At 62.9% G+C, this 23,062-nt stretch carries 17 protein-coding genes and 1 pseudogene; 6 read left to right on the top strand and 12 right to left on the bottom strand.

All coding sequences use genetic code 11. The features are described from left to right. Window positions 1–14 precede the first annotated feature (14 nt). The 6 genes from BFQ00_RS13335 to BFQ00_RS13360 all read right to left on the bottom strand — a co-directional run bounded on the left by BFQ00_RS13335 (window position 15) and on the right by BFQ00_RS13360 (window position 9,678). Window positions 15–1,511, bottom strand: a complete 1,497-nt coding sequence (locus tag BFQ00_RS13335) for a sensor domain-containing diguanylate cyclase (RefSeq protein WP_065933764.1) — start codon at window positions 1,509–1,511, stop codon at window positions 15–17. Between the two features lie 124 nt (window positions 1,512–1,635). Then, window positions 1,636–2,958, bottom strand: coding sequence for an OprD family porin (locus BFQ00_RS13340; RefSeq protein WP_065933765.1), 1,323 nt, complete (start codon window positions 2,956–2,958; stop codon window positions 1,636–1,638). A 398-nt stretch (window positions 2,959–3,356) separates the two neighbouring features. Continuing rightward, complete coding sequence (locus tag BFQ00_RS13345; RefSeq protein WP_065933766.1) at window positions 3,357–4,721, bottom strand: heavy metal sensor histidine kinase; 1,365 nt, start codon at window positions 4,719–4,721, stop codon at window positions 3,357–3,359. Beyond that, window positions 4,711–5,388, bottom strand: a complete 678-nt coding sequence (locus BFQ00_RS13350; protein WP_065892611.1) for a heavy metal response regulator transcription factor — start codon at window positions 5,386–5,388, stop codon at window positions 4,711–4,713. The genes BFQ00_RS13345 and BFQ00_RS13350 overlap by 11 nt, the downstream gene beginning before the upstream one ends. Window positions 5,389–5,419: 31 nt before the next feature. Beyond that, on the bottom strand, window positions 5,420–8,515 hold the full coding sequence (locus tag BFQ00_RS13355) for a multidrug efflux RND transporter permease subunit (RefSeq protein WP_065933767.1): 3,096 nt from the start codon (window positions 8,513–8,515) through the stop codon (window positions 5,420–5,422). Beyond that, window positions 8,512–9,678 (bottom strand): efflux RND transporter periplasmic adaptor subunit, encoded by a 1,167-nt coding sequence (locus tag BFQ00_RS13360; protein ID WP_065933768.1) that lies wholly within the window; start codon window positions 9,676–9,678, stop codon window positions 8,512–8,514. Before BFQ00_RS13360 ends, BFQ00_RS13355 begins: the two co-directional genes overlap by 4 nt. A gap of 211 nt (window positions 9,679–9,889) precedes the next feature. Here BFQ00_RS13360 and BFQ00_RS13365 point away from each other — a divergent pair. Further along, window positions 9,890–10,105 (top strand): annotated as a pseudogene (locus tag BFQ00_RS13365) (hypothetical protein). Between the two features lie 165 nt (window positions 10,106–10,270). Continuing rightward, entirely contained in the window at window positions 10,271–11,080 is an 810-nt protein-coding gene (locus BFQ00_RS13370) for a transporter substrate-binding domain-containing protein (protein ID WP_065933769.1), read from the top strand. Here BFQ00_RS13370 and BFQ00_RS13375 read toward each other — a convergent pair. From BFQ00_RS13375 to BFQ00_RS13400, 6 genes are all read right to left on the bottom strand, one after another. Next, window positions 11,058–11,801, bottom strand: coding sequence for a YkgJ family cysteine cluster protein (locus tag BFQ00_RS13375; protein ID WP_065933770.1), 744 nt, complete (start codon window positions 11,799–11,801; stop codon window positions 11,058–11,060). The two genes, BFQ00_RS13370 and BFQ00_RS13375, sit on opposite strands and share 23 nt — an antisense overlap. A 109-nt stretch (window positions 11,802–11,910) precedes the next feature. Then, window positions 11,911–12,393: a GNAT family N-acetyltransferase gene (locus tag BFQ00_RS13380; RefSeq protein ID WP_065933771.1), complete on the bottom strand. Its 483-nt coding sequence runs from the start codon at window positions 12,391–12,393 to the stop codon at window positions 11,911–11,913. Between the two features lie 3 nt (window positions 12,394–12,396). Continuing rightward, window positions 12,397–13,299 carry a chemotaxis protein CheV gene (locus BFQ00_RS13385; protein ID WP_065885840.1) on the bottom strand — a complete coding sequence of 301 codons (903 nt, stop codon included), beginning with the start codon at window positions 13,297–13,299 and terminating at the stop codon, window positions 12,397–12,399. A 172-nt stretch (window positions 13,300–13,471) separates the two neighbouring features. Next, on the bottom strand, window positions 13,472–14,446 hold the full coding sequence (locus BFQ00_RS13390) for a 2-hydroxyacid dehydrogenase (RefSeq protein ID WP_065933772.1): 975 nt from the start codon (window positions 14,444–14,446) through the stop codon (window positions 13,472–13,474). Window positions 14,447–14,621: 175 nt separating this feature from the next. Beyond that, on the bottom strand, window positions 14,622–15,590 hold the full coding sequence (locus BFQ00_RS13395; protein ID WP_065885842.1) for a LysR family transcriptional regulator: 969 nt from the start codon (window positions 15,588–15,590) through the stop codon (window positions 14,622–14,624). Between the two features lie 74 nt (window positions 15,591–15,664). Next, window positions 15,665–17,860, bottom strand: coding sequence for a hypothetical protein (locus BFQ00_RS13400; protein ID WP_130184230.1), 2,196 nt, complete (start codon window positions 17,858–17,860; stop codon window positions 15,665–15,667). 230 nt (window positions 17,861–18,090) lie between these two features. Here BFQ00_RS13400 and BFQ00_RS13405 point away from each other — a divergent pair, with 230 nt between their 5' ends. Genes BFQ00_RS13405 through BFQ00_RS13420 form a run of 4 tightly spaced genes read left to right on the top strand, consistent with a single transcriptional unit; the run spans window position 18,091 to window position 22,851 of the window. Further along, window positions 18,091–19,602 carry an efflux transporter outer membrane subunit gene (locus BFQ00_RS13405; RefSeq protein ID WP_065933774.1) on the top strand — a complete coding sequence of 504 codons (1,512 nt, stop codon included), beginning with the start codon at window positions 18,091–18,093 and terminating at the stop codon, window positions 19,600–19,602. Between the two features lie 10 nt (window positions 19,603–19,612). Beyond that, window positions 19,613–21,790: an FUSC family protein gene (locus BFQ00_RS13410; protein WP_065933775.1), complete on the top strand. Its 2,178-nt coding sequence runs from the start codon at window positions 19,613–19,615 to the stop codon at window positions 21,788–21,790. Beyond that, the gene (locus tag BFQ00_RS13415) at window positions 21,780–21,980 is read left to right on the top strand and encodes a DUF1656 domain-containing protein (RefSeq protein WP_003171907.1); all 201 of its coding nucleotides are present in this window, start codon (window positions 21,780–21,782) and stop codon (window positions 21,978–21,980) included. The genes BFQ00_RS13410 and BFQ00_RS13415 overlap by 11 nt, the downstream gene beginning before the upstream one ends. A 10-nt stretch (window positions 21,981–21,990) precedes the next feature. Further along, complete coding sequence (locus BFQ00_RS13420; RefSeq protein ID WP_065885846.1) at window positions 21,991–22,851, top strand: efflux RND transporter periplasmic adaptor subunit; 861 nt, start codon at window positions 21,991–21,993, stop codon at window positions 22,849–22,851. Window positions 22,852–23,062 lie beyond the last annotated feature (211 nt).

The raw sequence follows: 23,062 nt of genomic DNA on the forward strand, positions 1-23,062 counted from the left end.
CTGATAGATCGTTCCTACACGGGCAGGGTTGTCGCATCCATCGTCCGATTGCGCCCGCTGTGCTTGGCCTCGTACAACGCCTGGTCGGCCTTGAACAGCAGATCCTCAAGGGTATTACGGCTGTGTTTGTGCCAGGTGCTCATGCCGATGCTCACCGTGATCGGCTGATCATCCCCGGCCATCCGTGGCAAGTACTGGACGCTCTGGCGGATACGCTCGGCAATCACCCACGCGCCCTTGGCATCGGTGTGGGGCAGCACTACCGCAAATTCTTCACCGCCATAACGCGCCGCCAGGTCGGCCGGGCGGCGGATATTGCTGTCTATTACCTGCGCCACGGCGCGCAGCGCATCATCTCCGCCCTGGTGACCATGGCGGTCGTTGAAAGCCTTGAAGTGGTCGACATCGATCATCAGCACCGTCAGCGGCTCGGTCGAGCGTTGTGCGCGGTCCCATTCCAGGCGCAGGCGCTCGTCCAGGGTGCGGCGGTTGGCCAGGCCGGTAAGGGCATCGGTTCCTGCCAGTTCTGACAGCACCTGCTCGACCCGGTGGCGCCGGCGCAGCTCCTTGCTCAGCGCCCAGGTCAGCCATAACAGGCCAATGCACAACACCCCCGTTGCGAGGCCGACCAACCAAGCGGCGCGTCGCCAGGGCGCGAATACCTCATCGCTGGCCAGGGCCACCGCGACGATCAACGGCAAATTGCCGACACTCGAGAAACTGTAGAGCCGCCCCCGATGGTCGACACTGGATACGCTGCGAAAATTGCCGTCCCGCTCGCGCAGCATGCGTGCCACATTGGGCCGCGCACTCAGGTCCTTGTTGATCATGTCCGCTTCCAGCAAAGGCTCCTGCGCCAACAGGATGCCTTGATGGTTGAGCAGAGTGATGGTGCTGCCGGCGCCAATATTCAGGCTGCTGAACAGTTGGTGGAAGTACGAAAGACGCATGGAGGCGACGGCCACCCCTTGAAAGCGCCCGTCCGCCGATGAAAGGCGGCGGCTGAATGCAATGCGCCAGGGGTCTTCGCATTCACAGCGGGCCATGAACGGGCGACTGATATACAGCCCGATGTCGGAACTGCCACGGTGAATCTGGAAATAGTCGCGGTCGGCGAAGTTGCCGGACTTGGGTGTGAGCAGGGATGAGTCGGCTATCACCTCGCCGCCTGGACCCAGCAGCAGGATGTCGCCCTTGTAGGGCGCTGCGTTGGAGCGGTCGAACAGCACCAGGTGCCGGATGCTGGCGGGCAGGTCCTGCAGGTCGGTGCGCGCGGTCGCGGCGATCAGGCCTTCCAGCGCCATGTCATACAGCTCGACGTTGCGCAGCACATCGGCGTCGATCAATTGAGTGATGGTGTTGGCGGTGCGCTTGGCGGTCTGCAAGGTATTGGCGTGTTCACGAATCAACAAGGCGGTGACGATGCCTACGATCAGCAATACCGTGAGGGTGCTGCCCAGGATCAGCAAGCGCTCCGGGCGGCGGGTAGGGCGGGCAGGGCTTGGGCTCATCGGACGTACTTCTGCGTTGAGATGCCCTTAGCGTAGTAGCAACTCCGGAATATGGCGCAGATCCAAATGTGGGAGGGGGCAAGCCCCCTCCCACATTGGATCTTCATCGTCAGAACGATCGTCCTCAGAACACGTTGATCGGATAGTCCACAATCACCCGGTACTCATCCACATCCCGGTCCACCGCCGAATAGCCATTGCCACCCCGGTGGGTCGCCCATTGCAGGCGCACCGCCAGGTCCTTGGCCTTGCCATCTTGCACCACGTACTTCAGGTCGATGTCCCGCTCCCAGTGCCTGGCGTTCTTGCCATCGGCGCTGTACCAGTTGCCGTAGCCGCGGCTGTTGGGGTCGACGCGGGTCAGGTCGGTCTTGCCGCTGATATAGGACACGGCGGACGTCAGGCCCGGCAGGCCGACACCGGCAAAATCGTAGGCGTACTTGAGCTTCCACGAACGCTCGTTGGGGCCGTTGAAGTCCGAGTATTGCTGGGAGTTGTCCAGGTACACGCTGTCGCCCTGGGTGATGTAGTCGAACGGCGTGTTGCCGTTGACCCGCTGGTACGCAGCGGTGACGCTGTGGTTGCCCACGCCCACGGTGACATGCAGGCTGTAGGTGTTGTTGTCGATATCGCCGAGCAGCGCCTGGCCGGTGTCCTGGGTGTGGTAGTAGTGCAGGCCGGGGGTCAGGCTGACCAGGTCGTTCAGTGCGTAGGTGTATTCAAGGTCGTAGTAGTACTGGTGCCATACGTCCTTGAGCTCAGCGGCGTACAGGTTGCTGGTCAGCGCCGGGATTGCGCTGAACGAGACACCGGCCCAGTTCAGGTGCCGGCTGTCGGCGTTGGCCGGCAACGCGCCGTAGCTGGTGCCGATGCGCCGGTGGCCGCTCTGGTTGTAGAGCTTGGTAAAGCTGGCCTGGCCGCCTTCGAACATCCAGCCATCGAGACTGTGGTTGCTCAGGCTCACACCGCGAAACGTCTGGGGCAGCATGCGCGTCATGCCGCCGGCAATCACCGGGTTGTTGAGGAACAGGTCGCCGGCCTTCAACTCGGTATCGAACGCACGCATTTTCAAGGTGCCGCCAGCGGTGGAAAACGCACCGGGCGCCTTGCCGTTACCGCTGCCGTACGGAAGGATGGTGGAGCCGTCCGTGCCGCCACCGCCGTCGAGCTTGAGGCCGAGCATGGCGTTGAGGTCCAGGCCGAAACCGACCGCGCCCTGGGTGTAACCGGACGTGAAGGTGCCGATAAAGCCCTGGCCCCACTCCTTGCTGTCATCGGTGTGAAGGTCGCGGCGGTCGCGGTTCATGTAGTAGTTGCGGGTGTTGATCGTGAGGTGCGAACCCTCGATGAAACCTTCGTCGAGTGTGGTGTCTGCCGCGTGGGCAAGGGGGGTGATCGTTGCTGCGATTGCGAGGAATAACGGGGTCAACGTCAGCGAGTTCTTCACCGGTGGAGCTCCTTTGGTCAAGCATGAACGGCCAGTGTCGTGGGGGTGTGCCCGGCCTTTTTTCACGGCAAAAAAAAGCCGCTGAAGTCAGCGGCTTTAAGACAGATTCCCAGTGTAGAGCCCTGGAAATAAGTCGAGGGAAATTCGGGTGAGGGTCAGCTGCCTTTGCCGGCGCGCTCATCGATGCGTCAAAGTAACGCAGGTGAGTGCTGTGATACAGAGTGTAACAAGATAATGACTGTTGCCCAAATTGCAACAGTTTGTACGGGTATGCCTATTCTAACTGTGGGAGGGGGCTTGCCCCCGATGGCGGTGGATCAGCCGACTCATCTGTAGCAGGCATACCGCAATCGGGGGCAAGCCCCCTCCCACATTTTTGACTGAGGTGTTCTCCAGACTTAGACAGGCAGGGTCATGCCGAAGGTATTGCCGCCACCCTCGCTGCGCACAAATACATCCCCGCCATGCATCAACGCAATCGCCTTGACGATGGCCAGTCCCAGCCCGTGATTCGCTCCACTGTTGCTGCGCGACGCGTCCACTCGATAAAACCGTTCGAACAGGCGCGGCAGGTGTTCGTCGGCAATCGCCTCACCGGGATTGGTCACGCCGATCATTACCTGTTGGCCCTGCACTTCTATATGCACGTCGATGACCTGCCCCGGCGCGGTGTGTTGCACGGCATTGCTCAGCAGGTTGATCAGCGCGCGGCGCAGGTGGGCCTTTTCGATCTGCACCCGAGCATCGCCGTGCACACGCACGGTTACCTGGGCGTCTTCCAGGATGAAGTCCAGGTAGTCGAGGGTGGTGGCGACTTCATCGGCCAGGGCGCTTTCGATCAGCTTGGTGGCCTTGCTGCCCTGGTCGGCACTGGCGAGGAACAGCATGTCGTTGATGATCGAGCGCAGCCGCTCCAGTTCTTCCAGGTTCGATTGCAGCACCTCGAAATAATGCTCGGCCGAGCGCCCGCGGGTCAGTGCGACCTGGGTCTGGCCGATCAGGTTGGTCAGCGGCGAGCGCAGTTCGTGGGCCACGTCGGCGTTGAAGGATTCCAGGCGCGAGTAGGCGAGTTCGACGCGGTCGAGGGTGGCGTTGAACGAGTTGACGAACTGGCTCAGTTCCGGCGGCAGCGGTGACAGTTGCAGGCGCCCGGAGAGCTTGGGCGGCGCAAGTTTGCGCGCTTCGGCCGAAAGTTTTTCCAGGGGTTTGAGGCCGATGCGCGACACCCAGAAACCCAGCAGCGAGGCCATCACCACGCCGACCAGCGCCAGGCTGACCAGCGCCACCAGCAGATGGTGCTGGGTGGCGCGGAAATTCTCGGTGTCGATGGCGATCATGAAGCGCAGCGGTGGGCGTTGCTCCTTGGCGGCAAACTGGCTGACCAGCACCTTGAACGGATAATCGTGGCCGGGCAGGCGCAGGTCGCGTTTACCCGTCGGGCCCTGGGCAAACGCACGAATCTGCGCATCGGGCTCGCCGTATTCGTAACCCGGGTCGCTGCTGACCACCCAGAAGCGAATGCGCTTGTCTTCTTCGCCCAGCAGCTTGAGCTTGGCCTTTATCTTGACCCAATGCTCGGGCGTACCGAAGCGGTTCACCGAGGATTCCAGCACGCTGTAGCGCGCATCCAGTTCGGCCCCCGGCAACAGCCCCAGGCCGCGGTCCACTTGCTGGTAGAGCGCGCCGCCGATCAGCACGAAGATCAGCAGCGCCACCAGGCTGAACATGCCGCTCAGGCGCAGGGCGATGGAGTTAGCCGACACTTCGGTTCTCCAGCACGTAGCCCATGCCACGGATGGTGTGCAGCAGCTTGTGCTCGAAGGGCCCGTCGAGTTTGGCGCGCAGGCGTTTGATTGCCACTTCGACGACGTTGGCGTCGCTGTCGAAATTGATGTCCCAGACCATCTCGGCAATCGCGGTCTTGGACAGGATTTCGCCCTGGCGTCGCGCCAATACGCTGAGCAGCGAGAACTCCTTGGCGGTCAAGTCCAGGCGCACGCCGTTGCGGCTGGCCTTGCGGCTGATCAGGTCGATCCACAGGTCGGCCACCGTCACCTGCACCGGCTCATGGCCGCCGCTGCGTCGGGTCAGTGCTTGCAGGCGCGCCACCAGTTCCAGGAAGGAAAAAGGCTTGCCCAGATAGTCGTCGGCGCCTTCGCGCAGGCCACGGATGCGATCTTCCACACGTTCGCGGGCAGTGAGCATGATCACCGGGGTCTGTTTGCGCGCACGCAAGGCGCGCAACACGCCGAAGCCGTCGAGCGCCGGCAGCATCACGTCGAGCACGATCACCGCGTAATCGTTCTCCAGCGCCAGGTGCAAACCCTCGACGCCTTCGCGCGCCACGTCGACGGTGTAGCCTTGCTCCGTCAGGCCGCGGTGCAGGTAGTCCGCGGTTTTTTCTTCATCTTCAATAATCAGGACGCGCATCAGCCTTTTGTTCCAGGGCGGGGCCTTGGCCTCAGTGTGTGGTCGCCGGCGCGAGCGCCGGTTTGGGCCTGTGGAAAAAACGTTCAAGGTACAAGTATATGACCGGCGTGGTGAACAGCGTCAGCGCCTGGCTCACCAGCAAGCCACCGACCACCGCGATGCCCAGCGGTTGGCGCAGCTCCGCGCCGGGGCCGGAACCGAGCATCAACGGCACCGCGCCAAGCAAGGCGGCGAGGGTGGTCATGATGATCGGCCGGAACCGCGTGACACAGGCTTCATAGATCGCATCCTCAGGTGGCAGGCCACGCACGCGCTGGGCCTCCAGGGCGAAGTCGATCATCAGGATGCCGTTTTTCTTGACGATACCGATCAGCAGCACCAGGCCGATCAGGGCCATGATCGAAAAGTCTTGGCCCAACAGCCACAGCATGATCAACGCGCCCAGGCCTGCCGAGGGCAGGGTGGAAATGATTGTCAGCGGGTGCACGAAACTCTCGTACAGCACGCCCAGGATAATGTAGACCGCCACCAGTGCCGCGAGGATCAACCACGGCTGGCTGGCCAGCGAACTCTGGAACGCCTGGGCCGCGCCCTGGAAATTACCGATGATCGCAGCGGGCATGCCGATGTCGTTCTTGGCCTGGTTGAGCATGATCACCGCGTCGCCCAGCGCCACCCCGGGGGCCAGGTTGAACGACAGGTTGGCGGCGGGGAACATGCCGTCATGGCTGATGGACAACGGCCCCACGGTCGGCGGGTCGACCCTGGCCAGCGCCGACAGGGGCACCATCTCGTTGGTCAGTGGCGAGCGCAGGTAAAAATAGTTCAGGCTCTCGGCCTTGCCGCGCTGTTGGCGGTCCAGCTCCAGCACCACCTGGTACTGGTTGATTTCGGTCTGGTACTCGTTGATCTGGCGCTGGCCGAAGGCATCGTACAGCGCCTGGTCGACATCGGTGGCGTTCAGGCCGAAGCGCGCGGCGGCCTGGCGGTCGATCGTGATGTGGGTGATGCTGCCGCCCAGTTGCAGGTCGTTGGACAGGTCACGAAACGCCGGGTTGGTGCGCAGTTTTTCGGTGAGTCGCTGGGTCCAGGTGTTCAGTGTCGGACCGTCGTTGCTCTTGAGCACGTATTGGTACTGGGCGCGGCTGGGGCCGGAGCTCAAGTTGATGTCCTGGCCGGCGCGCAGGTACAGGACGATGCCCGGCACCTTCGCCAACTGCGGGCGGATGCGGTCGATGAACTGGCTGGCGGACACGTCGCGGTCGGCGCGGTCTTTCAAGGCAATCCAGAAGCGGCCGTTGGCGATAGTCTGGTTGCTGCCGGTCACCCCCACCGAGTGGGAGAACGCCTGCACCGCCGGGTCGGCCTTGACGATCTCGGCCAGGGCCTTGTGCTTGGCGACCATGTCCGGGTACGACACATCGGCCGCCGCCTCGCTGGTGCCGAGCACAAAACCGGTGTCCTGCACCGGGAAGAATCCCTTGGGGATAAACACGTAGCCGACCACGGCCAGGGCCAGGGTCACCACGAAGATCGCCGCCATGCTGCGTTGATGGGCCAGGGCGCGGCGCAGGTTGCGCGCATAACCGGTCAGCAGGCGCTCGCTGAACGTGGGCTTGGCATGGGCAGGATGGGTCGGCGCACCCATGAACAGTGCCGCGAGGGTGGGCGCCAGGGTCAGCGAGACCACCACCGAAATCAGGATGGTCGAGGTGGCGGTCAGCGCAAACTCCTTGAACAGCCGCCCGACCACGCCGCCCATGAACAGCAGCGGAATGAATGCCGCCACCAGCGAGAAGCTGATGGACACCACGGTAAAGCCGATTTCGCCCGAGCCTTTGATCGCGGCCTCGCGCTTGCCCAGCCCGGCCTCCAGATGCCGATGGATGTTCTCCACCACCACAATCGCATCGTCCACCACAAAGCCCACGGCAATCACGATGGCGACCAGCGTCAGGTTGTTCAGGCTGAAGCCCATCACATACATCAGCGCGAAAGTGGCCACCAGCGAAACACCGAGCACGGCCGACACAATCAACGTCGCCGACAGTTGGCGCAGGAACAGCGCCATCACCGCCACCACCAGCAGGATGGCGATCAGCAGGGTCATTTCCACTTCATGCAGGGAGGCGCGGATGGTCTTGGTGCGGTCGGTCAATACGCTGACCTGCACCGAGGCCGGCAGCATCGCTTCCAGGCGTGGCAGCGCTTGCTGGATGCGGTCGACCGTGTCGACGATATTCGCGCCCGGCTGGCGCGAGATCACCAGGTTGACCCCCGGGGTATCGCCGGACCAGGCCTGCACGTAGGCGTTTTCCGCACCGTTGACGACCCTGGCGATATCACGCAACTGCACCGGCGCGCCATTTTTGTAGGACACAATCAACTGGCCGTATTCGTCGGGGTGAAACAGTTGGTCGTTGGTCGACAGGGTCGACACGCTGTCTGCGCCGTAGATCGCGCCCTTGGCCAGGTTCAGGCTGGACTGCTGGATGGCCAGGCGGATGTCCGCGAGCGTCAGGCCGACCGCCGCGAGTTTGTCGGGGGAGGCCTGCACGCGAATCGCCGGGCGTTGCTGGCCGGTGATGTTGATCTGGCCGACACCGTCGATCTGGCTGATCTGGCGCGCCAGCAGGGTTTCCACGTAGTCGCTCAGTTCGGTGCCGGGCATGCTGGCGGAGCTGACGCTGAGGATCAGCACCGGGCTGTCGGCCGGGTTGACCTTCTTCCAGGTCGGCAGGCTTGGCATATCGCCGGGCAGCTTGCCGGAGGCGGTGTTGATCGCGGCCTGCACTTCCTGGGCGGCGGTGTCGATGCTTTTGTCCAGGGTGAATTGCAGGGTCAACAGGCTCGAGCCCAAGGCGCTGCTGGAGGTCATCTGGGTCATGCCGGGGATGGCGCTGAATTGCACCTCAAGCGGCGTCGCCACCGAGGAGGCCATGGTGTCCGGGCTGGCGCCGGGTAACTGGGCCGTGACCTGGATCGTCGGAAATTCCGCTTCCGGCAGTGGCGCCACGGCCAGTCGCGGGAAGGCAATGATGCCCAGCAGCACCAGGGCAAATGTCAGCAGCAGGGTGGCGACCGGGTGATCAACGCACCAGGCTGAGGGCGAGCGACTGCCGCTCATGGCTGCACCCTGGCATCGGCGGTCTGGATGATTTGCGGCGGCTCCTTGAGCACTTCCACCTCGGCGCCGGCCTTGAGCCGCGACTGGCCGTCGCTGACCAGCACATCCCCGGCCCGCACGCCCTCGATGATATTCACCTCGCTGTTCTGGTAGCTGACCCGCACCGGCACCACTTCAACGTGGTCACCCTTGAGCCGGTACACGAAATGCGAATCCAGGCCACGCTGCACCACGGTCGGGGGCACCACCAGGGCGTTCCTGTCGAGCGCGGTCTGGATCTTGATGGTCACCAGTTGTCCCGGCCACAGCTTCTGCGCGCCGTTCGCGAACTCGGCCTTGGCGCGCAGGGTGCCGGTGCTGGAACTGATCTGGTTGTCGATCACGCTCAAGTGGCCTTCGCCGAGCAAGTCACCGGTCTGGCCGTCGGTGTCGGCACCCAGGTAGGCATTCACGCTGGCTTTCTCGGGCGCGGCGATCAGGCCTTGCAGGCTCGGCAGCATCTGCTGCGGCAGGGAAAACTCGACAGCAATCGGGTCGATCTGGGTGACCGAGAACAACCCCTGGGTATCGCTCATGCGCAGGAAGTTTCCTTCATCTACCGTGCGAATGCCCACGCGGCCACTGACGGGGGAGCGAATCTGCGTATAGGAAAGTTGAACTTGAGCCGCATCAATCGCTGCCTGGTTACCCTGAACGCTGGCCTTGAGCTGATTGACCAGTGCTTGTTGCTGATCGTAGGTCTGCTTCGACACACCGTCGTCGACACTCAGGGCCTTGTAGCGCTTGAGGTTGAGCAATGCCACTTGCAGCTGCGCCTGGCTTTCCCCCCGTTGCGCCCTGGCCTGGTCGAGGCTGGCGCGGATCGAGCGGTCATCGATGGTTGCCAGCAAGTCCCCGGCCTTGACCCGCTGGCCTTCCTTGACCAGCAAGCGAGTGAGGATGCCGTCGATCTGCGGACGGATCACCACGCTGTGCAACGACAACACCGAGCCGATGCCGCTGACGAAGCGGGGCACGTCCTGTTGCGCCACGCTCACCACGCGTACTGGAATCGCGCTGGGGGCCGCCAGCCGGGTCTTGGCGGGGCGAGTCAGCGTCCAGGCCGTCACTGCCAGAACCAGAAGGGCGCCCACCAGCAGGGCCGTGTTTCGTTTCAGGTGCATAGGATGAACACCGCAGGCGCAGTTGCAAGTTTCAAGCTGCAAGCTGCAAGTTTGTGTCCATGGCTTATAACGCGATAAGCCGGTCAGTACGGTGACTGCAAACTGACAGCCGTGACAGCTGAGCTTTTTAACGTGCGACCTGAAGCTTACCGCTGAAAGCTGCGGCCCCGTATACTCACGCCTTTACACACATTGCTGCGCCGGAGCCCTTATGACTTCCCCGATCCAACCCCCCGTTGAAGCGGTCGACGCCGACGGCGTTGAAAAAGCCGAAATCCCGGCGTTCAAGTTTCCCTTCAAGCCGGGAGAACTGGCCGGAGACAAGCAGGCCGGCCAGCCGTGGTAGAAAGGTGGCGCCAAAAACGGTCATACCAAGACGCCAGGCATGGCGCCGCCGGGTACACGCCGTTCGATGGGTAAACGTTGAGAGTAATGCCGGCGTGTACGGTATAGGCATTTGCCTACAACTCGCGTCGATATTTCTGCTTGTAGGTCCGCGACCGTTTCTTGAAAGCTTGCCCGGCATCGCCATGCCCTGATCAGCTGTATCGGGACATGGCGATGCCGCTCTCTCTGGAAAAGGACGTTTCCCGTGGCCCTGATACACCTTTGTGTGGCGCTTGCCCTCTTGCTGTCGGTGGCGGCGGTGGTCGCCGTCGAGCCGCCGCGACGCGAAATCCGCTTCGCCGTCGCGGCGCATTTCCCGCCTTTTCAAAGCCGCAACCCGCAAGGGCAATTGGTGGGGCTCAATATCGAATTGGGTAACGCCTTGTGCGTGCAGCTCAATGTGCAGTGCACCTGGGTCGACCAGGTCGTCATGGAAAATTTTCCCGCCCTCGACGCCCGGCAATTTGACGCGATCATGGGGATGGCGCCGACCTCGAGCCGACAGCAATGGGTCAATTTCAGCGATGACCTTTACCCGATCACCACGCGCCTGGTGGCACGCAAGGATTCAGGCTTGAGCCCGGACAGGCGGTCACTCAAGGGCAAGCGTGTCGGGGTTCTGTTAAGGAGCAACCGGGAAGCCTTTGCCCTGTCACGCTGGGCGCCTTCGGGCGTGTACATCAAGAGTTTCTGGCTCAATGACCAACTGGTGGGCAGCCTCCTCGCGGGCGAGATCGATGCCACCCTGCAAGGCGCGGTGGAAATTCGCGAAGCCCTGCTCGACAAGCCCGAAGGTATGGATTTCGCTTTCATGGGCTCCCCGGTGTTGTCCAAGCTGTTGGGCAGCAGTGTCGCGATTGCGTTGCGCAAGACCGATACCGTCCTGCGTACCGAGCTCAACCGTGCCCTGGAGCAACTCAAGCAAAACGGCGAATACCAGCGCATTCTCCAGCCTTACCGCCTCGACACAACGCCCATTGATCCAGTAACGCTCAGGCCGCCCGCAACGGGATAAACGCGTAATTGGCCGGCACCTCGGTGGCAATCTGCGCGCCGGCGTCCAGCAGTTGTTCGGCAATGTCCATGCCGGACACATGAAACACCCACTGATTGGCCGGCGCCGGCTGGGCAGTCGCCGCGTCAATGGCCTGGGCGAACGCCTGCATATCCGGGAGGTACGCGGTGAACCCGTCGCCCTTGAGCGCCGCGGTACGAATGCCCAGCAGGGCGCACACGGACTCTTTGATGTGCACATCATCACGGTCGGCCTGGCGCGAACGGCGGATCAGTTCAGCCAGTTCAGCGTCCATCAACTCACCACCAACGATCAACGCCGGTCCCTGTTCCCAGGACTCCGGTGGGCAATCCTTGGCGCTCGGGTTCAACGGGATATGCGGATTGATCTCCATCGGATAGATCCGGCACACCAGCGGGCGTCGTTCGTAGATGCCGCAGCGATTGTCTTCGTCAAGATTCCGGCAGCGTCCGGCGTTATACGCGGCGAAGGTGATTGCCACGAAGGCCTCGGTATTGCCGCTGGGGACCACCACTGAACGGCGCTCGGCATGTTCACGTTGCTGCTGGGGCAAGCCCAGGCCGCTGGCCAGAAAACCTTCGACCAGCACGATCACGTTACCGCCGTCCGCCGCCCAGTGACGGGCTTCTTCGAGGGTCAGGGGGACGTGGTGATCGGAGCAGCATTTGCCGCAACCTACGCAGGAAAAGTGAGTGTTCATGGCGGGATCTGTCACCAGGCAAGGTCAGAAGGCAAGCGTGAGCGGTGACGGGTTTTGACCTCTGTTCACCGCTTGGCCTATCTGGAAGCAAGTTATGCGCCAGTGAACGTCAGTCCTCGGCAACCACGTCGCGCAGGACCAGGCCCATGCCTGCGCTTTCATACAATTGCCGCGCGCGCAGATTACGCTCCAGCACCTTGAGATCCACATAAGGTTCGCCACGCTGCTTGAACACGTGGAAGGCATGCAGCAACAACGCCCGGCCCAGCCCCTGGCCTTGCGCGCAGGGGTGGACCGAGAGGTTCTTGATAAAGGCGCTGGTCCAGCAGACGGCCACGCCGAGCATGCCATCGGCATTGCTGGCCACCAGGCACAGCCTGGGGTCGAACTCGGCATCGGTGACGAATTGCCGGCGCCACGGCTCAAGGCTCACCACACGACCACCGCCCTGATCCTGGGTCATGCGCAATACCGCGTGAATGGCCGGGGCCAATTCATCGCGGTAGTGATCCAGTTGCGTACCGGCCGGCCACTGCGGGGCGGGCAGGCTACCGGTGAGATCGCGACGCAGCAGCTGGAAATACTCCGCCAAGGCTTACAAACCCTTTTGCGCCACGGTTTGCGCAGCGACGACCAGGCACTTGGTCAGCTCAGGGGAGGAAAACTTGGTCAGCACCGCATCGGCACCGGCCAGGCGCGCTTTCTCACTGTTCATCGCGCTGTCCAGGGAGGTGTGCAGCAAGATGTAGAGGTGCTGGAAGTCCGGGGTTTCGCGCAAAGTGCGGGTGAGGGCATAACCGTCCATCTCGGACATTTCGATGTCCGACACCACCACATTGATCTGCTCGCCGGTGCCTTGCAGCTCCAGCAGCACATCGATGGCTTCCTTGGCGCTGCGTGCGGTGTGACAGGTCAGGCCGAGGTTGCGCAAGGTGTGCACCGATTGCTGCAGCGCCACTTGGCTGTCGTCGACCACCAGAATGCGCGCGTTGCCGAGGACTTCGGCTTCTTCCATGGTCAGGTCGGTCGGCGCGACTTCGATCGGCGCCGGGGCGATGCCATGGATGACTTTTTCGATATCCAGCACTTGCACCAAGCCACCTTCCACCTGGGTGACCCCGGTAATGAACGCGCGATTGCCGCCGGAGCCATAGGGCGGCGGACGAATGTCGGTGGTCAGGCAATGCACGATCTTGCTCACCGCCTGCACGTGCAAACCCTGCTTGGAGCGGCTGACATCGGTGACGATCAGGCAGCCGCCGTTCGGGTCCAGCAACGGCATCTCGCCCAGGGCGCGACTCAGGTCGATCACGGCCAACGAGTTACCGCGCAACGTGGCAATGCCTTTGACGTGGGGATGCGACTCCGGCAGTTTGGTCAGCGGCGGGCAGGGGATGATTTCGCTGACTTTCAGCAGGTTGATCGCCATCAGCTTGCCGCTGCGCAAGGTAAATAGCAGAAGCGAGAGTGAGTCTGCGCGGGCTTTGGTGGTGGACATAAAAACCTTCTGGGGATCAGGGATGACGATCTATACACCGTTATCGGCCCTGACCCCGAAAACTGTAGGAGCGAGCTTGCTCGCGAAGAACGTCAACGATAACGCAGCGAATCTGGTTTAACGCGGCGTTCTCAGGTTTTTCGCGAGCAAGCTCGCTCCTACAGTGGGGGTGTCAGCCCTTCCACACCTGCGGGTTCACCAGGTCCTGGGGGCGCTGTCCGAGCAAGGCGCTGCGCAGGTTGTCCAGCGCGCGGTTGGCCATGGCTTCGCGGGTTTCGCCGGTGGCCGAACCAATGTGCGGCAGGGTCACCGCATTGCTCAGTTGGAACAGGGGCGACTCGGTCAGCGGTTCCTTTTCATACACATCCAGCCCGGCGCCACGAATGCGCTGGGTTTGCAGGGCTTCGATCAGCGCCGGCTCGTCCACCACCGGGCCACGGGAGATGTTGATCAGGATGGCACCGGGCTTCATCAGCGCCAGCTCCCGGCGACTGATCAGGTGACGGGTCTTGTCGCTCAAGGGCACCACCAGGCAGACGAAATCCGCCTCGGCCAGCAACTGGTCGAGGCTGCGAAACTGTGCGCCCAGTTCCTGTTCCAGCGCGTTCTTGCGGCTGTTGCCGCTGTACAGAATCGGCATATTGAAGCCCAGGCGCCCACGACGGGCCACGGCCGCGCCGATATTGCCCATGCCGACGATGCCCAGGGTCTTGCCGTGCACATCGCAGCCGAACAACGGTGCGCCAACGCTGGCTTTCCACTGGCCGGCCTTGGTCCAGGCATCCAGCTCGGCCACCCGGCGCGCGCTGCTCATCAACAGCGCGAACGCCAGGTCGGCGGTGCTTTCGGTGAGCACGTCAGGGGTATTGGTGAGCATGATCCCGAGCTCATTGAAGTACCCGACATCGTAGTTGTCGTAGCCCACCGACACGCTGGAAACCACCTCCAGCTGGCGCGCGCCTTCAAGCTGTTCGCGGCCCAGCTTGCGGCCCACACCGATCAAGCCATGGGCATGGGGCAGGGCTTCGTTGAATTGCGCGTTGATGTCGCCCAGCTTCGGATTGGGCGCGATCACCTCGAAATCCTGTTGCAGGCGCTCGATCATCTGCGGCGTGACACGGCTGAAGGCGAGGACAGTCTTTTTCATGGCTGGCGGGCTCATCGACGACGAAAGAATGCCTGGCACGCTAACATTTATCCCCTCATCACAAAACCTGTAGGAGCGAGCTTGCTCGCGAAAAACGTCAACGATAACGCGTTCATCCAGGTTGAATGCGGTGCCCTCAGGTTTTTCGCGAGCAAGCTCGCTCCTACATAGGTCGTCAGTTCGCCATCCGCACGCCACCCAAACCACCGCTCAACTCATACGCCACCAGCTCCGCCTGGTGCGCCGCGAGGATTTCCGGCAGCGAACCGCGCAGGTATTCCACCCAGGTCTTGATCTTCGCATCCAGGTATTGGCGCGACGGGTAGATGGCGTACAGGTTCAACTCCTGGGAACGGTAGGTCGGCATCACGCGCACCAGCGTGCCGTTGCGCAGCCCTTCGATGGCGGCGTACACCGGCAGCAGGCCGACGCCCATGCCGCTGGTGATGGCGGTTTTCATCGCATCGGCCGAATTCACCAGGAACGGCGAGCTGTTGATCGCCACGCTTTCCTGGCCTTCAGGGCCGTTGAAGGTCCATTTGTCCAACTGGATCACCGGACTGACCAGGCGCAGGCAGGCATGGTTGAGCAAATCCTGGGGCCGTTGTGCGCAGCCCTTGGCCTTGACGTACTCCGGCGAGGCGCAGGCGATGCTGTAGGTGATGCCCAGGCGTTGCGAGACGAAACCCGAATCCGGCAGTTCGCTGGCCAGGACGATGGACACGTCATAGCCCTCATCGAGCAAGTCCGGCACGCGGTTGGCCAGGGTCAGGTCGAAGGTCACATCCGGGTGGGTGCGGCGGTAGCGGGCGATGGCGTCGATCACGAAATGCTGGCCGATACCGGTCATGGTGTGCACTTTCAATTGCCCGGCGGGGCGCGCGTGGGCGTCGCTGGCTTCTGCTTCGGCTTCCTCGACGTAGGCGAGGATTTGCTCACAGCGCAGCAGATAGCGTTTGCCCGCCTCGGTCAACGCAATGCGGCGGGTGGTGCGGTTGAGCAAGCGGGTTTGCAGGTGGGCCTCAAGGTTTGAGACCGCGCGCGAGACGTTGGCGGTGGTGGTGTCCAGTTGCGCGGCGGCGGCGGTGAAGCTGCCGGCCTCTGCAACACAACTGAACGCGCGCATGTTTTGCAGGGTGTCCATGGGGTGTTCTCAAGGGAGATGGCAAATTGTGACATGAAGTAGCGCACAGGTGTGTATCCGCTCGGCCTGGCGCTTCAGCACAGCGTCCAGGCTTCACTGACTTTCGCCTCATAGTGCGGCAGGTAGGCCACTAGCACGGCATTGAACGCCGCCAGCGCCTGGCTGCGGTTTTCGGAAGTGGGGGCCGCAGCCGCGGTTCGCGCCTGCCGGGTGAGTGTGTCAACCGCCGAGGCGAGCGCCGGAGTGATGCGCTTGAGTGCGTCGAGTTCGCTGCTCAGCACCGTGCCAGGGTGTTGCTCGCCGATCCTGTCGAGCAGTGCCTGAACGTCATCGGCGTGCTGCTGCAGGTAAGCGTCCCAGGCATGTGATTGTTTGGAGGATTGCAGGCAGTGTCGGGCGATCGGCAACAGATGGTCCAGGGATTGGTCGCCCACGTGCTCCTGGCGCAAGGTCTTCCGGGTGCGCAGGGACTGCAGGTCAAGGCCGCTGTGCCGCTCGACCGGATGCGGCAGCGTCAGGTCACGCGCCTTGCTCAGCGTATGACGGGTGAGCAGCACCACCGGCTCCCCGTGCTTGATTTTAACCAGCACCTGAGTATGCGACGGCTTGGCGGGGTTGAGCAGCGATTCGCTGATCGAGCGGATCAGGTGGTCCCACTCGAAGGTCTGCTCGCCAATCGCCGACAACGCCTGGCGCAGGCTTTTTTTCAGCGCATCGGCTGGTTTGAGCGGGGCAATGTCGATCGTCAGGTAATCGCCGCTCAGATGCGGGTCATCCCGTTTGCGGTGGCTGATTTCAATCGTCACCCCTCTGCCGCTGCCTGGCTGTGACGATGCCGTGATGCCGGACGAGCCGCTCAGCGTGCGGGAGGGGGCTGTGAGCCTGTACACCTTCAGCGAATCGGGTCGAAGCAATACGCGATGTTGATCGATCAGGGCCCGAATGGCGTTGTCCTGCTCGGGATCGATACGCGAGTTGGCCTTGAGCCGCACATAGCGTTCCAGCAGCGCGCAGGCGTGCCGGTGGTCTGCGCTCAGGCCGCGGTTCAATGCGGATGCCGGCAGGCGCGCACTGGCCCGCAGGGTGAACCGCCGGCTGCTGTCGGCCACGTGGGTGTTCATCGCAGTGAGCAGCGTCACTGCATCGTCGTTCTGGCGTTTGGAACCGGCCATGTGTTGCAGCGCCAGGGTCGGCGCCATGTCGTGCAGGCCGAGGATGTCCAGCACTTTGCTCAGGCGGGTGCGTTGCAGGGTCAGCGTCAGGGTGGAATTGACGTTCAATACGCTGAAAAAATCCATCGCCACCTTGCTGTGTACAGTCAGTGCGATGCCTTTTTCGCGGATGATCGGCGCCGAGGGCGGGTGCAGGACGGGTAATTCCACTGCGGCCAGGCCTGCACGCGCCAGTGCCTGGCGAACGTAGGGCTGGCTCAGCGCCGAATAGGCCCGGTGTCGATGCAGGTGGCGATGGTCGCTCACCAGCTCGCGCATTTGCCCGAGCGTACGCCCGATGCTTTCGCTCAGCGACGTGCGTAGCGAGGCGCTGCGACTGTCGGCGTAATGCTCCAGGCTGGCGTACGTGCGGGACATCACATGTCCCAGGCTGAGGTGCTGCTCAGACCGGCCCTCACTCAGTTCCGTCAGCGTGGACTTGAGTTTGCCTTGCAGGGCGATCACACGGGTGCTGTGCACCCGTTGGTCCGGGCCGGTGTGCAGGTGCGAGTCGATGGCCAGGTGCGGGCCTGCACTGAGCTGGCGCGTTGACTCCAATGGGTAGTCGAGGCCGATATGACGATGATTGCTGCGTTCTCCACCCTTGCGCACGTAGGCCAGCGACGTCAGTAACCGTTGCGTCAGGCGTTGATGCTGGCCGTCGCTGATCGCTGCGCGAAACTGCCACTTCAGGGCGCGGCACAGTGTGTAGTCCGCCTCGATATCCGGGTGTCGGCGGGTGCGATGTTGCTTGAGCAAGTGTTCGGCCTCTTTGAAGAAGGCGTAGTAACCCGGTAGCTCATTGGCCGACAGTTCCAACTGTTGTTCGCTGTTGCACAGTCTCTGGTGAAGCGCCTCGATGGCGAGCCGGTGGCGTTGATCGCCGCCAAGCGGTTCCAGCTTTTCCACTATGTGGTCGGCGATCCAGCGTACATCTCTCTGCAGGGGTAGCGTGCCGGGGCTCAAAGCCCGGGGATTCATGCGCAATTGTCTGTGCAGCACTGCGGCGGTGTCATACAGGGGCGGCTGAGTCGACACTGGGCTGGGGACGCGAAGCATCGGATGTTCCTGAGGCCGGACGGGCTCAGGATTGTGAAGGTTGGTAATGCCGGGCGATGTAGGAGGAGTTCTTGGGTCTCTGGAAAACCGTCTGAACCGTGCAGGCCCCGCCTGGATTATCGTCGGAACGGTAATAAAGATTCACAGGAATGCCCGCTTATCGTTCCCGGTCGTGCCCCCTAGAATTGCGCCACTTTCCCCGCGTCAACCACCTCAGGAATTCGCAAGCCGTGCCGCGTCGCATCAGCAGAGAGCTGAAGACTCTCAGTGTTTGGGCCTTATCGTTAGCAATAAGCGGCTGCATCGGAACCTCTGGCATCGGCCCCCAGGGCCAGGCCTTGGACGCCAATCATCTGGCCACCGACGAAGCGATCCAGAGCGCCGCCAGCGACGCCCATTGGCCCACCGCGCAATGGTGGCGAGCCTACGGCGATGCACAGCTCAACCATTGGGTTGAACTCGCCACGCAAGACAGCCCCAATCTGGCCATGGCCGCCGCACGGGTGCGTGAAGCGCGGGCGCTGGCCGGAGTGGCCGAGTCGGCAGAGTCGCTGCAGATCAACAGCGACACCACCCTCAAGCGCCACAACTGGCCGAAGGATCAGTTCTATGGCCCGGGCGAGTTGAGCGGTGCGAACACCTGGGACAACAACACGTCCCTGGGGTTGAGCTACGCCCTTGACCTGTGGGGGCGCGAGCGCAATGCCAGCGAGCGTGCCGTCGACCTCGCCCACATGCGCGTCGCCCAGGCGCGCCAGGCCCAGCTCGAGCTGCAGAACAACGTGGTGCGCGCCTATATCCAGTTGTCCTTGCACTACGCCGAACGCGATATCGTCGTCGCCACCCTGGCCCAGCAGGAGCAGATCCTGGACCTGGCCAACAAGCGCCTGAGCGCCGGGCTCGGCACGCACCTGGACGTCAGCCAGGCCCGAACCCCGCTGCCTGAGACCCACCGGCAGTTGGACGCGCTGGATGAGCAAATCGCCCTGAGCCGCAACCAGCTGGCGGCGTTGGCCGGCAAAGGGCCGGGGGAGGGCGCGCAGTTGCGACGCCCGAGCCTGTCGCTTGCCGCTGCGTTGAGGTTGCCCTCGACCTTGCCCGCGCAACTGCTCGGCCAGCGCCCGGATATCGTCGCCAGTCGCTGGCAGGTGGCGGCCCAGGCGCGGGGTATCGATGTCGCCCACGCGGGCTTCTATCCCAACGTCGACCTGGTCGGCAGCCTCGGTTACATGGCCACCGGTGGCGGCGTGCTGGCGTTTCTCGCGGGCAAGAAATTCAACTACAACGTCGGCCCGGCAATCACCCTGCCGATCTTCGACGGTGGGCGTCTGCGTGCCGAGCTGGGTGAAGCCAGCGCCGCTTATGACAGCGCCGTGGCGCACTACAACCAGACCCTGGTCAATGCGCTCAAGGGCATCAGTGACCAGTTGATCCGCCGCGAGTCGATGGACAAGCAGGCGTCGTTTGCCGCGCAATCGGTGGCGTCGGCGCAGAAAACCTACGACATCTCCACCATCGCCTACCAACGCGGCCTGACTGACTACCTCACTGTGCTGAACGCCCAGACCCTGCTGTTTCGCCAGCAGCAGTTGGAGCAACAGGTACAGGCCGCGCGCCTGAGCGCCCACGCCGAACTGGTGACCGCCCTGGGCGGTGGCCTGGGTGCCGGCGACGATGTACCGCGTAACGACAAAACCCTCCCCAGCAAGACTCCGGCGGCGCTGGCCGTGTTCGATCACTGAGTAGATGGCGATGACTCCCTTGCCTGCACCACTGCGCTGGCTGCACTCCCTTGAGTGGCGCCGTGGTTTTTTCGACTGGGCACGCAGCGATGGCGTGACCTGGGTGTATATCTTCAAGGTGCTGCTCGCCGCATTCCTCACCCTGTGGCTGGCGATGCGCCTGGAACTGCCGCAGCCGCGCACCGCAATGATCACGGTGTTTATCGTGATGCAACCGCAGAGCGGCCAGGTGTTTGCCAAGAGCTTTTACCGCTTCCTCGGCACGCTGGCGGGGTCTGCGGTGATGGTGCTGCTGATCGCATTGTTTGCGCAGAACACCGAACTGTTCCTCGGCGCCCTGGCCATCTGGGTGGGCATCTGCACCGCCGGCGCCACGCGTAATCGCAATTTTCGCGCCTACGGGTTTGTGCTCGCCGGCTACACGGCGGCGATGGTCGGTTTGCCGGCCCTGGCCCACCCGGACGGCGCCTTTATGGCGGCGGTGTGGCGGGTGTTGGAAATCTCCCTGGGGATTCTCTGCTCGACGCTGGTCAGCGCCGCGATCCTGCCGCAAACCTCCAGCGCCGCGATGCGCAATGCGCTCTATCAACGTTTCGGGGTGTTCGCGCTGTTTGTCACCGACGGCCTGCGCGGACGCAGCCAGCGTGAAGCCTTTGAAAGCGCCAACGTGCGCTTTATCGCCGAAGCGGTTGGCCTGGAGGGCCTGCGCAGCGTCACCGTGTTCGAAGACCCGCATATGCGCCGGCGCAACGGTCGGCTCAGTCGCCTCAACAGCGAGTTCATGGGTATCACCACACGCTTCAACGCCTTGCACCAATTGCTGGCGCGACTGCGCGCCGACGCCGCCGACCATGTGGCGGCGGCGATCAAGCCCGGCCTGCAGGACCTGGCCGAAGTGCTCGACGGTTTTTCCGCGCGCGCCCTGACCAGCCCCGACGCGGCGCGCCTGGTCAACGTGCTCAGCGGCTACCGGGACAGCCTGCCCGCCAAGGTGCGCAACCTGCGCGCGACCTTCCAGGAAGGCAACCCCACCGAAGCCGAGCAACTGGACTTTCATACCGCCTACGAGCTGCTGTACCGCTTTGTCGACGACCTGCACAACTATGCGCAAACCCACGCGTCCCTGGCCGATCACCGTCACGCACGGGAAGACTGGAACGAGGTCTATACGCCGAAAACCAACTGGCTGGCCTGCGCCGCCGCCGGTCTACGCGCCTCGTTCATCCTGATCGTGCTCGGCAGCTACTGGGTGGCCACTGCCTGGCCCAGTGGTGCAACCATGACCCTGATCGCAGCCGCCACGGTCGGGCTGTCCGCCGCCACGCCCAACCCCAAGCGGATGGCCTTCCAGATGGCCTGCGGCACCTTGATCGGTGCGCTGGTGGGCTTTGTCGAAATGTTCTTCGTGTTTCCCTGGATCGACGGCTTCCCATTGCTGTGCGTGATGCTCGCGCCGGTGATCATCTTCGGCGCCTTCCTTGCCTCCCGCCCGCAGTACGCCGGGGTCGGCGTGGGCTTGCTGATCTTCTTCAGCACGGGTTCGGTGCCGGATAACCTGACGGTCTACAACCCCTACCTCTTTATCAACGACTACATCGCCATGATCATCGGCATGCTGGTGTGCGCGGCAGCCGGAGCGATCATCCTGCCGCCCAACAGCCGCTGGCTGTGGCAGCGCCTGGAGCAGGACCTGCGCGAGCAAGTGGTGTACGCGATCAGCGGCAAGCTCAAGGGCCTGGCGTCGAGCTTCGAAAGCCGCACCCGTGACCTGCTGCACCAGGCCTATGGCCTCGCCGCCGGCCAGCCGCAGGTGCAGCGCGACCTGCTGCGCTGGATGTTCGTGGTGCTGGAGGTCGGTCACGCGATCATCGAGTTGCGCAAGGAACAGGCGATCCTGCCGGTGCATCCGGCGTACGCGCAATCTCAGCCGTGGCGCCAGGCCATCCGCGTCATGGGGCGCTCGCTGGTGCGGCTGTTCCTGCAACCCAGCGCCAGCAACCTGGAGCGCGGATTGATCGCCGTCGACCATGCGCTCAGCCGCGTGCAGGCCACCGACGAACCGTTCGCCCCGCACTTCGACACCTCGGCCCTGCGCCGGGTGAAAAGCTACCTGCACTTTATCCGCACCTCGTTGATGGACCCGCAATCGCCGTTGGCTGCGCTGAAAGGATCTGCAAATGCCCCGTGAAATTGCCTTCCACGGCCTTTACATGCCGACCATGACCCTGATGTTCCTGATCGCGGCCGTCCTGGCCTGGGCCCTGGACCGCTTCCTGGCCGGGTTCGACCTGTACCGGTTTTTCTGGCACCCGGCGTTGCTGCGCCTGAGCCTGTTCGTTTGCCTGTTCGGCGCCCTGGCGCTGAGCGTCTACCGTTGAGAATGTCCCGATGAAAAAATTTTTCAGCCTGCTCGCGACCCTGCTGGTGCTGGCGTTGGCGATCTGGATTGGCCGCACGTTGTGGGTGCATTACATGCAGACGCCCTGGACCCGCGACGGCCGTGTGCGTGCCGACATCATCAACGTCGCGGCCGATGTGACGGGCGAGGTGGTGGACGTGCCGGTACGCGATAACCAGTGGGTGAAAAAAGGCGACCTGCTGATGCAGATCGACCCCGAGCACTACCGCATCGCGGTCAAGCAGGCGCAGTCGCTGGTGGCTTCACGCAAAGCCACCTGGGAGATGCGCAAGCTCAACGCCCACCGCCGCGCCGACCTCGACGCCCTGGTGATCTCCCGGGAAAATCGCGACGACGCCAGCAACATCGCCGATGCGGCCCTGGCCGATTACCAGCATGCGCTGGCGCAACTGGAAGCCGCTGAACTGAACTTGAAACGCACCCACGTCGTGGCGGCTGTCGACGGTTATGTCACCAACCTCAATGTGCATCGCGGCGACTATGCGCGCATCGGCGAAGCGAAAATGGCCGTGGTGGATATGAACTCGTTCTGGGTCTATGGCTTCTTTGAAGAAACCAAACTGCCCTACGTGAAGGTCGGCGACAAAGCCGATATGCAATTGATGAGCGGCGAAACGCTCAAGGGCCACGTGGAAAGCATCTCGCGCGGCATCTATGACCGCGACAACCCCGAGAGCCGCGAACTGATTGCCGATGTGAACCCGACGTTCAACTGGGTGCGTTTGGCTCAGCGTGTGCCGGTGCGGATTCACATTGATGAAGTGCCCGAAGGCGTGTTGTTGGCGGCAGGCATTACCTGCACAGTCATCGTAAGCCCAACACAAAACTAAAAATGTGGGAGGGGCGTGAGTATCTACACAACTTTTAGGTACCACGCGGGCCCCTGTGGGAGGGGGCTTGCCCCCGATGGCGGCCTCTGGGCCGACCAGGATGCTGGATTGGACCAGGTACATATCCGTTTCTGCGGTAACGGCTGCTAATGGTTCCGCTTTTACAGCGGCTCACTTTTGAAAAGCGCAAAAGTAAGCAAAACGCTCTTGC

Source organism: Pseudomonas sp. 28 E 9, assembly GCF_900004785.1.
Classification (GTDB): domain Bacteria; phylum Pseudomonadota; class Gammaproteobacteria; order Pseudomonadales; family Pseudomonadaceae; genus Aquipseudomonas; species Aquipseudomonas orientalis_A.

Coding starts and splice junctions, on each gene's coding strand:
- BFQ00_RS13335 (WP_065933764.1), bottom strand. CDS start 1,511: ATGAGCCCAAGCCCTGCCCGCCCTACCCGCCGCCCGGAGCGCTTGCTG.
- BFQ00_RS13350 (WP_065892611.1), bottom strand. CDS start 5,388: ATGCGCGTCCTGATTATTGAAGATGAAGAAAAAACCGCGGACTACCTG.
- BFQ00_RS13355 (WP_065933767.1), bottom strand. CDS start 8,515: ATGAGCGGCAGTCGCTCGCCCTCAGCCTGGTGCGTTGATCACCCGGTC.
- BFQ00_RS13360 (WP_065933768.1), bottom strand. CDS start 9,678: ATGCACCTGAAACGAAACACGGCCCTGCTGGTGGGCGCCCTTCTGGTT.
- BFQ00_RS13375 (WP_065933770.1), bottom strand. CDS start 11,801: ATGAACACTCACTTTTCCTGCGTAGGTTGCGGCAAATGCTGCTCCGAT.
- BFQ00_RS13385 (WP_065885840.1), bottom strand. CDS start 13,299: ATGTCCACCACCAAAGCCCGCGCAGACTCACTCTCGCTTCTGCTATTT.
- BFQ00_RS13390 (WP_065933772.1), bottom strand. CDS start 14,446: ATGAAAAAGACTGTCCTCGCCTTCAGCCGTGTCACGCCGCAGATGATC.
- BFQ00_RS13395 (WP_065885842.1), bottom strand. CDS start 15,590: ATGGACACCCTGCAAAACATGCGCGCGTTCAGTTGTGTTGCAGAGGCC.
- BFQ00_RS13400 (WP_130184230.1), bottom strand. CDS start 17,860: ATGCTTCGCGTCCCCAGCCCAGTGTCGACTCAGCCGCCCCTGTATGAC.
- BFQ00_RS13410 (WP_065933775.1), top strand. CDS start 19,613: ATGACTCCCTTGCCTGCACCACTGCGCTGGCTGCACTCCCTTGAGTGG.
- BFQ00_RS13415 (WP_003171907.1), top strand. CDS start 21,780: ATGCCCCGTGAAATTGCCTTCCACGGCCTTTACATGCCGACCATGACC.
- BFQ00_RS13420 (WP_065885846.1), top strand. CDS start 21,991: ATGAAAAAATTTTTCAGCCTGCTCGCGACCCTGCTGGTGCTGGCGTTG.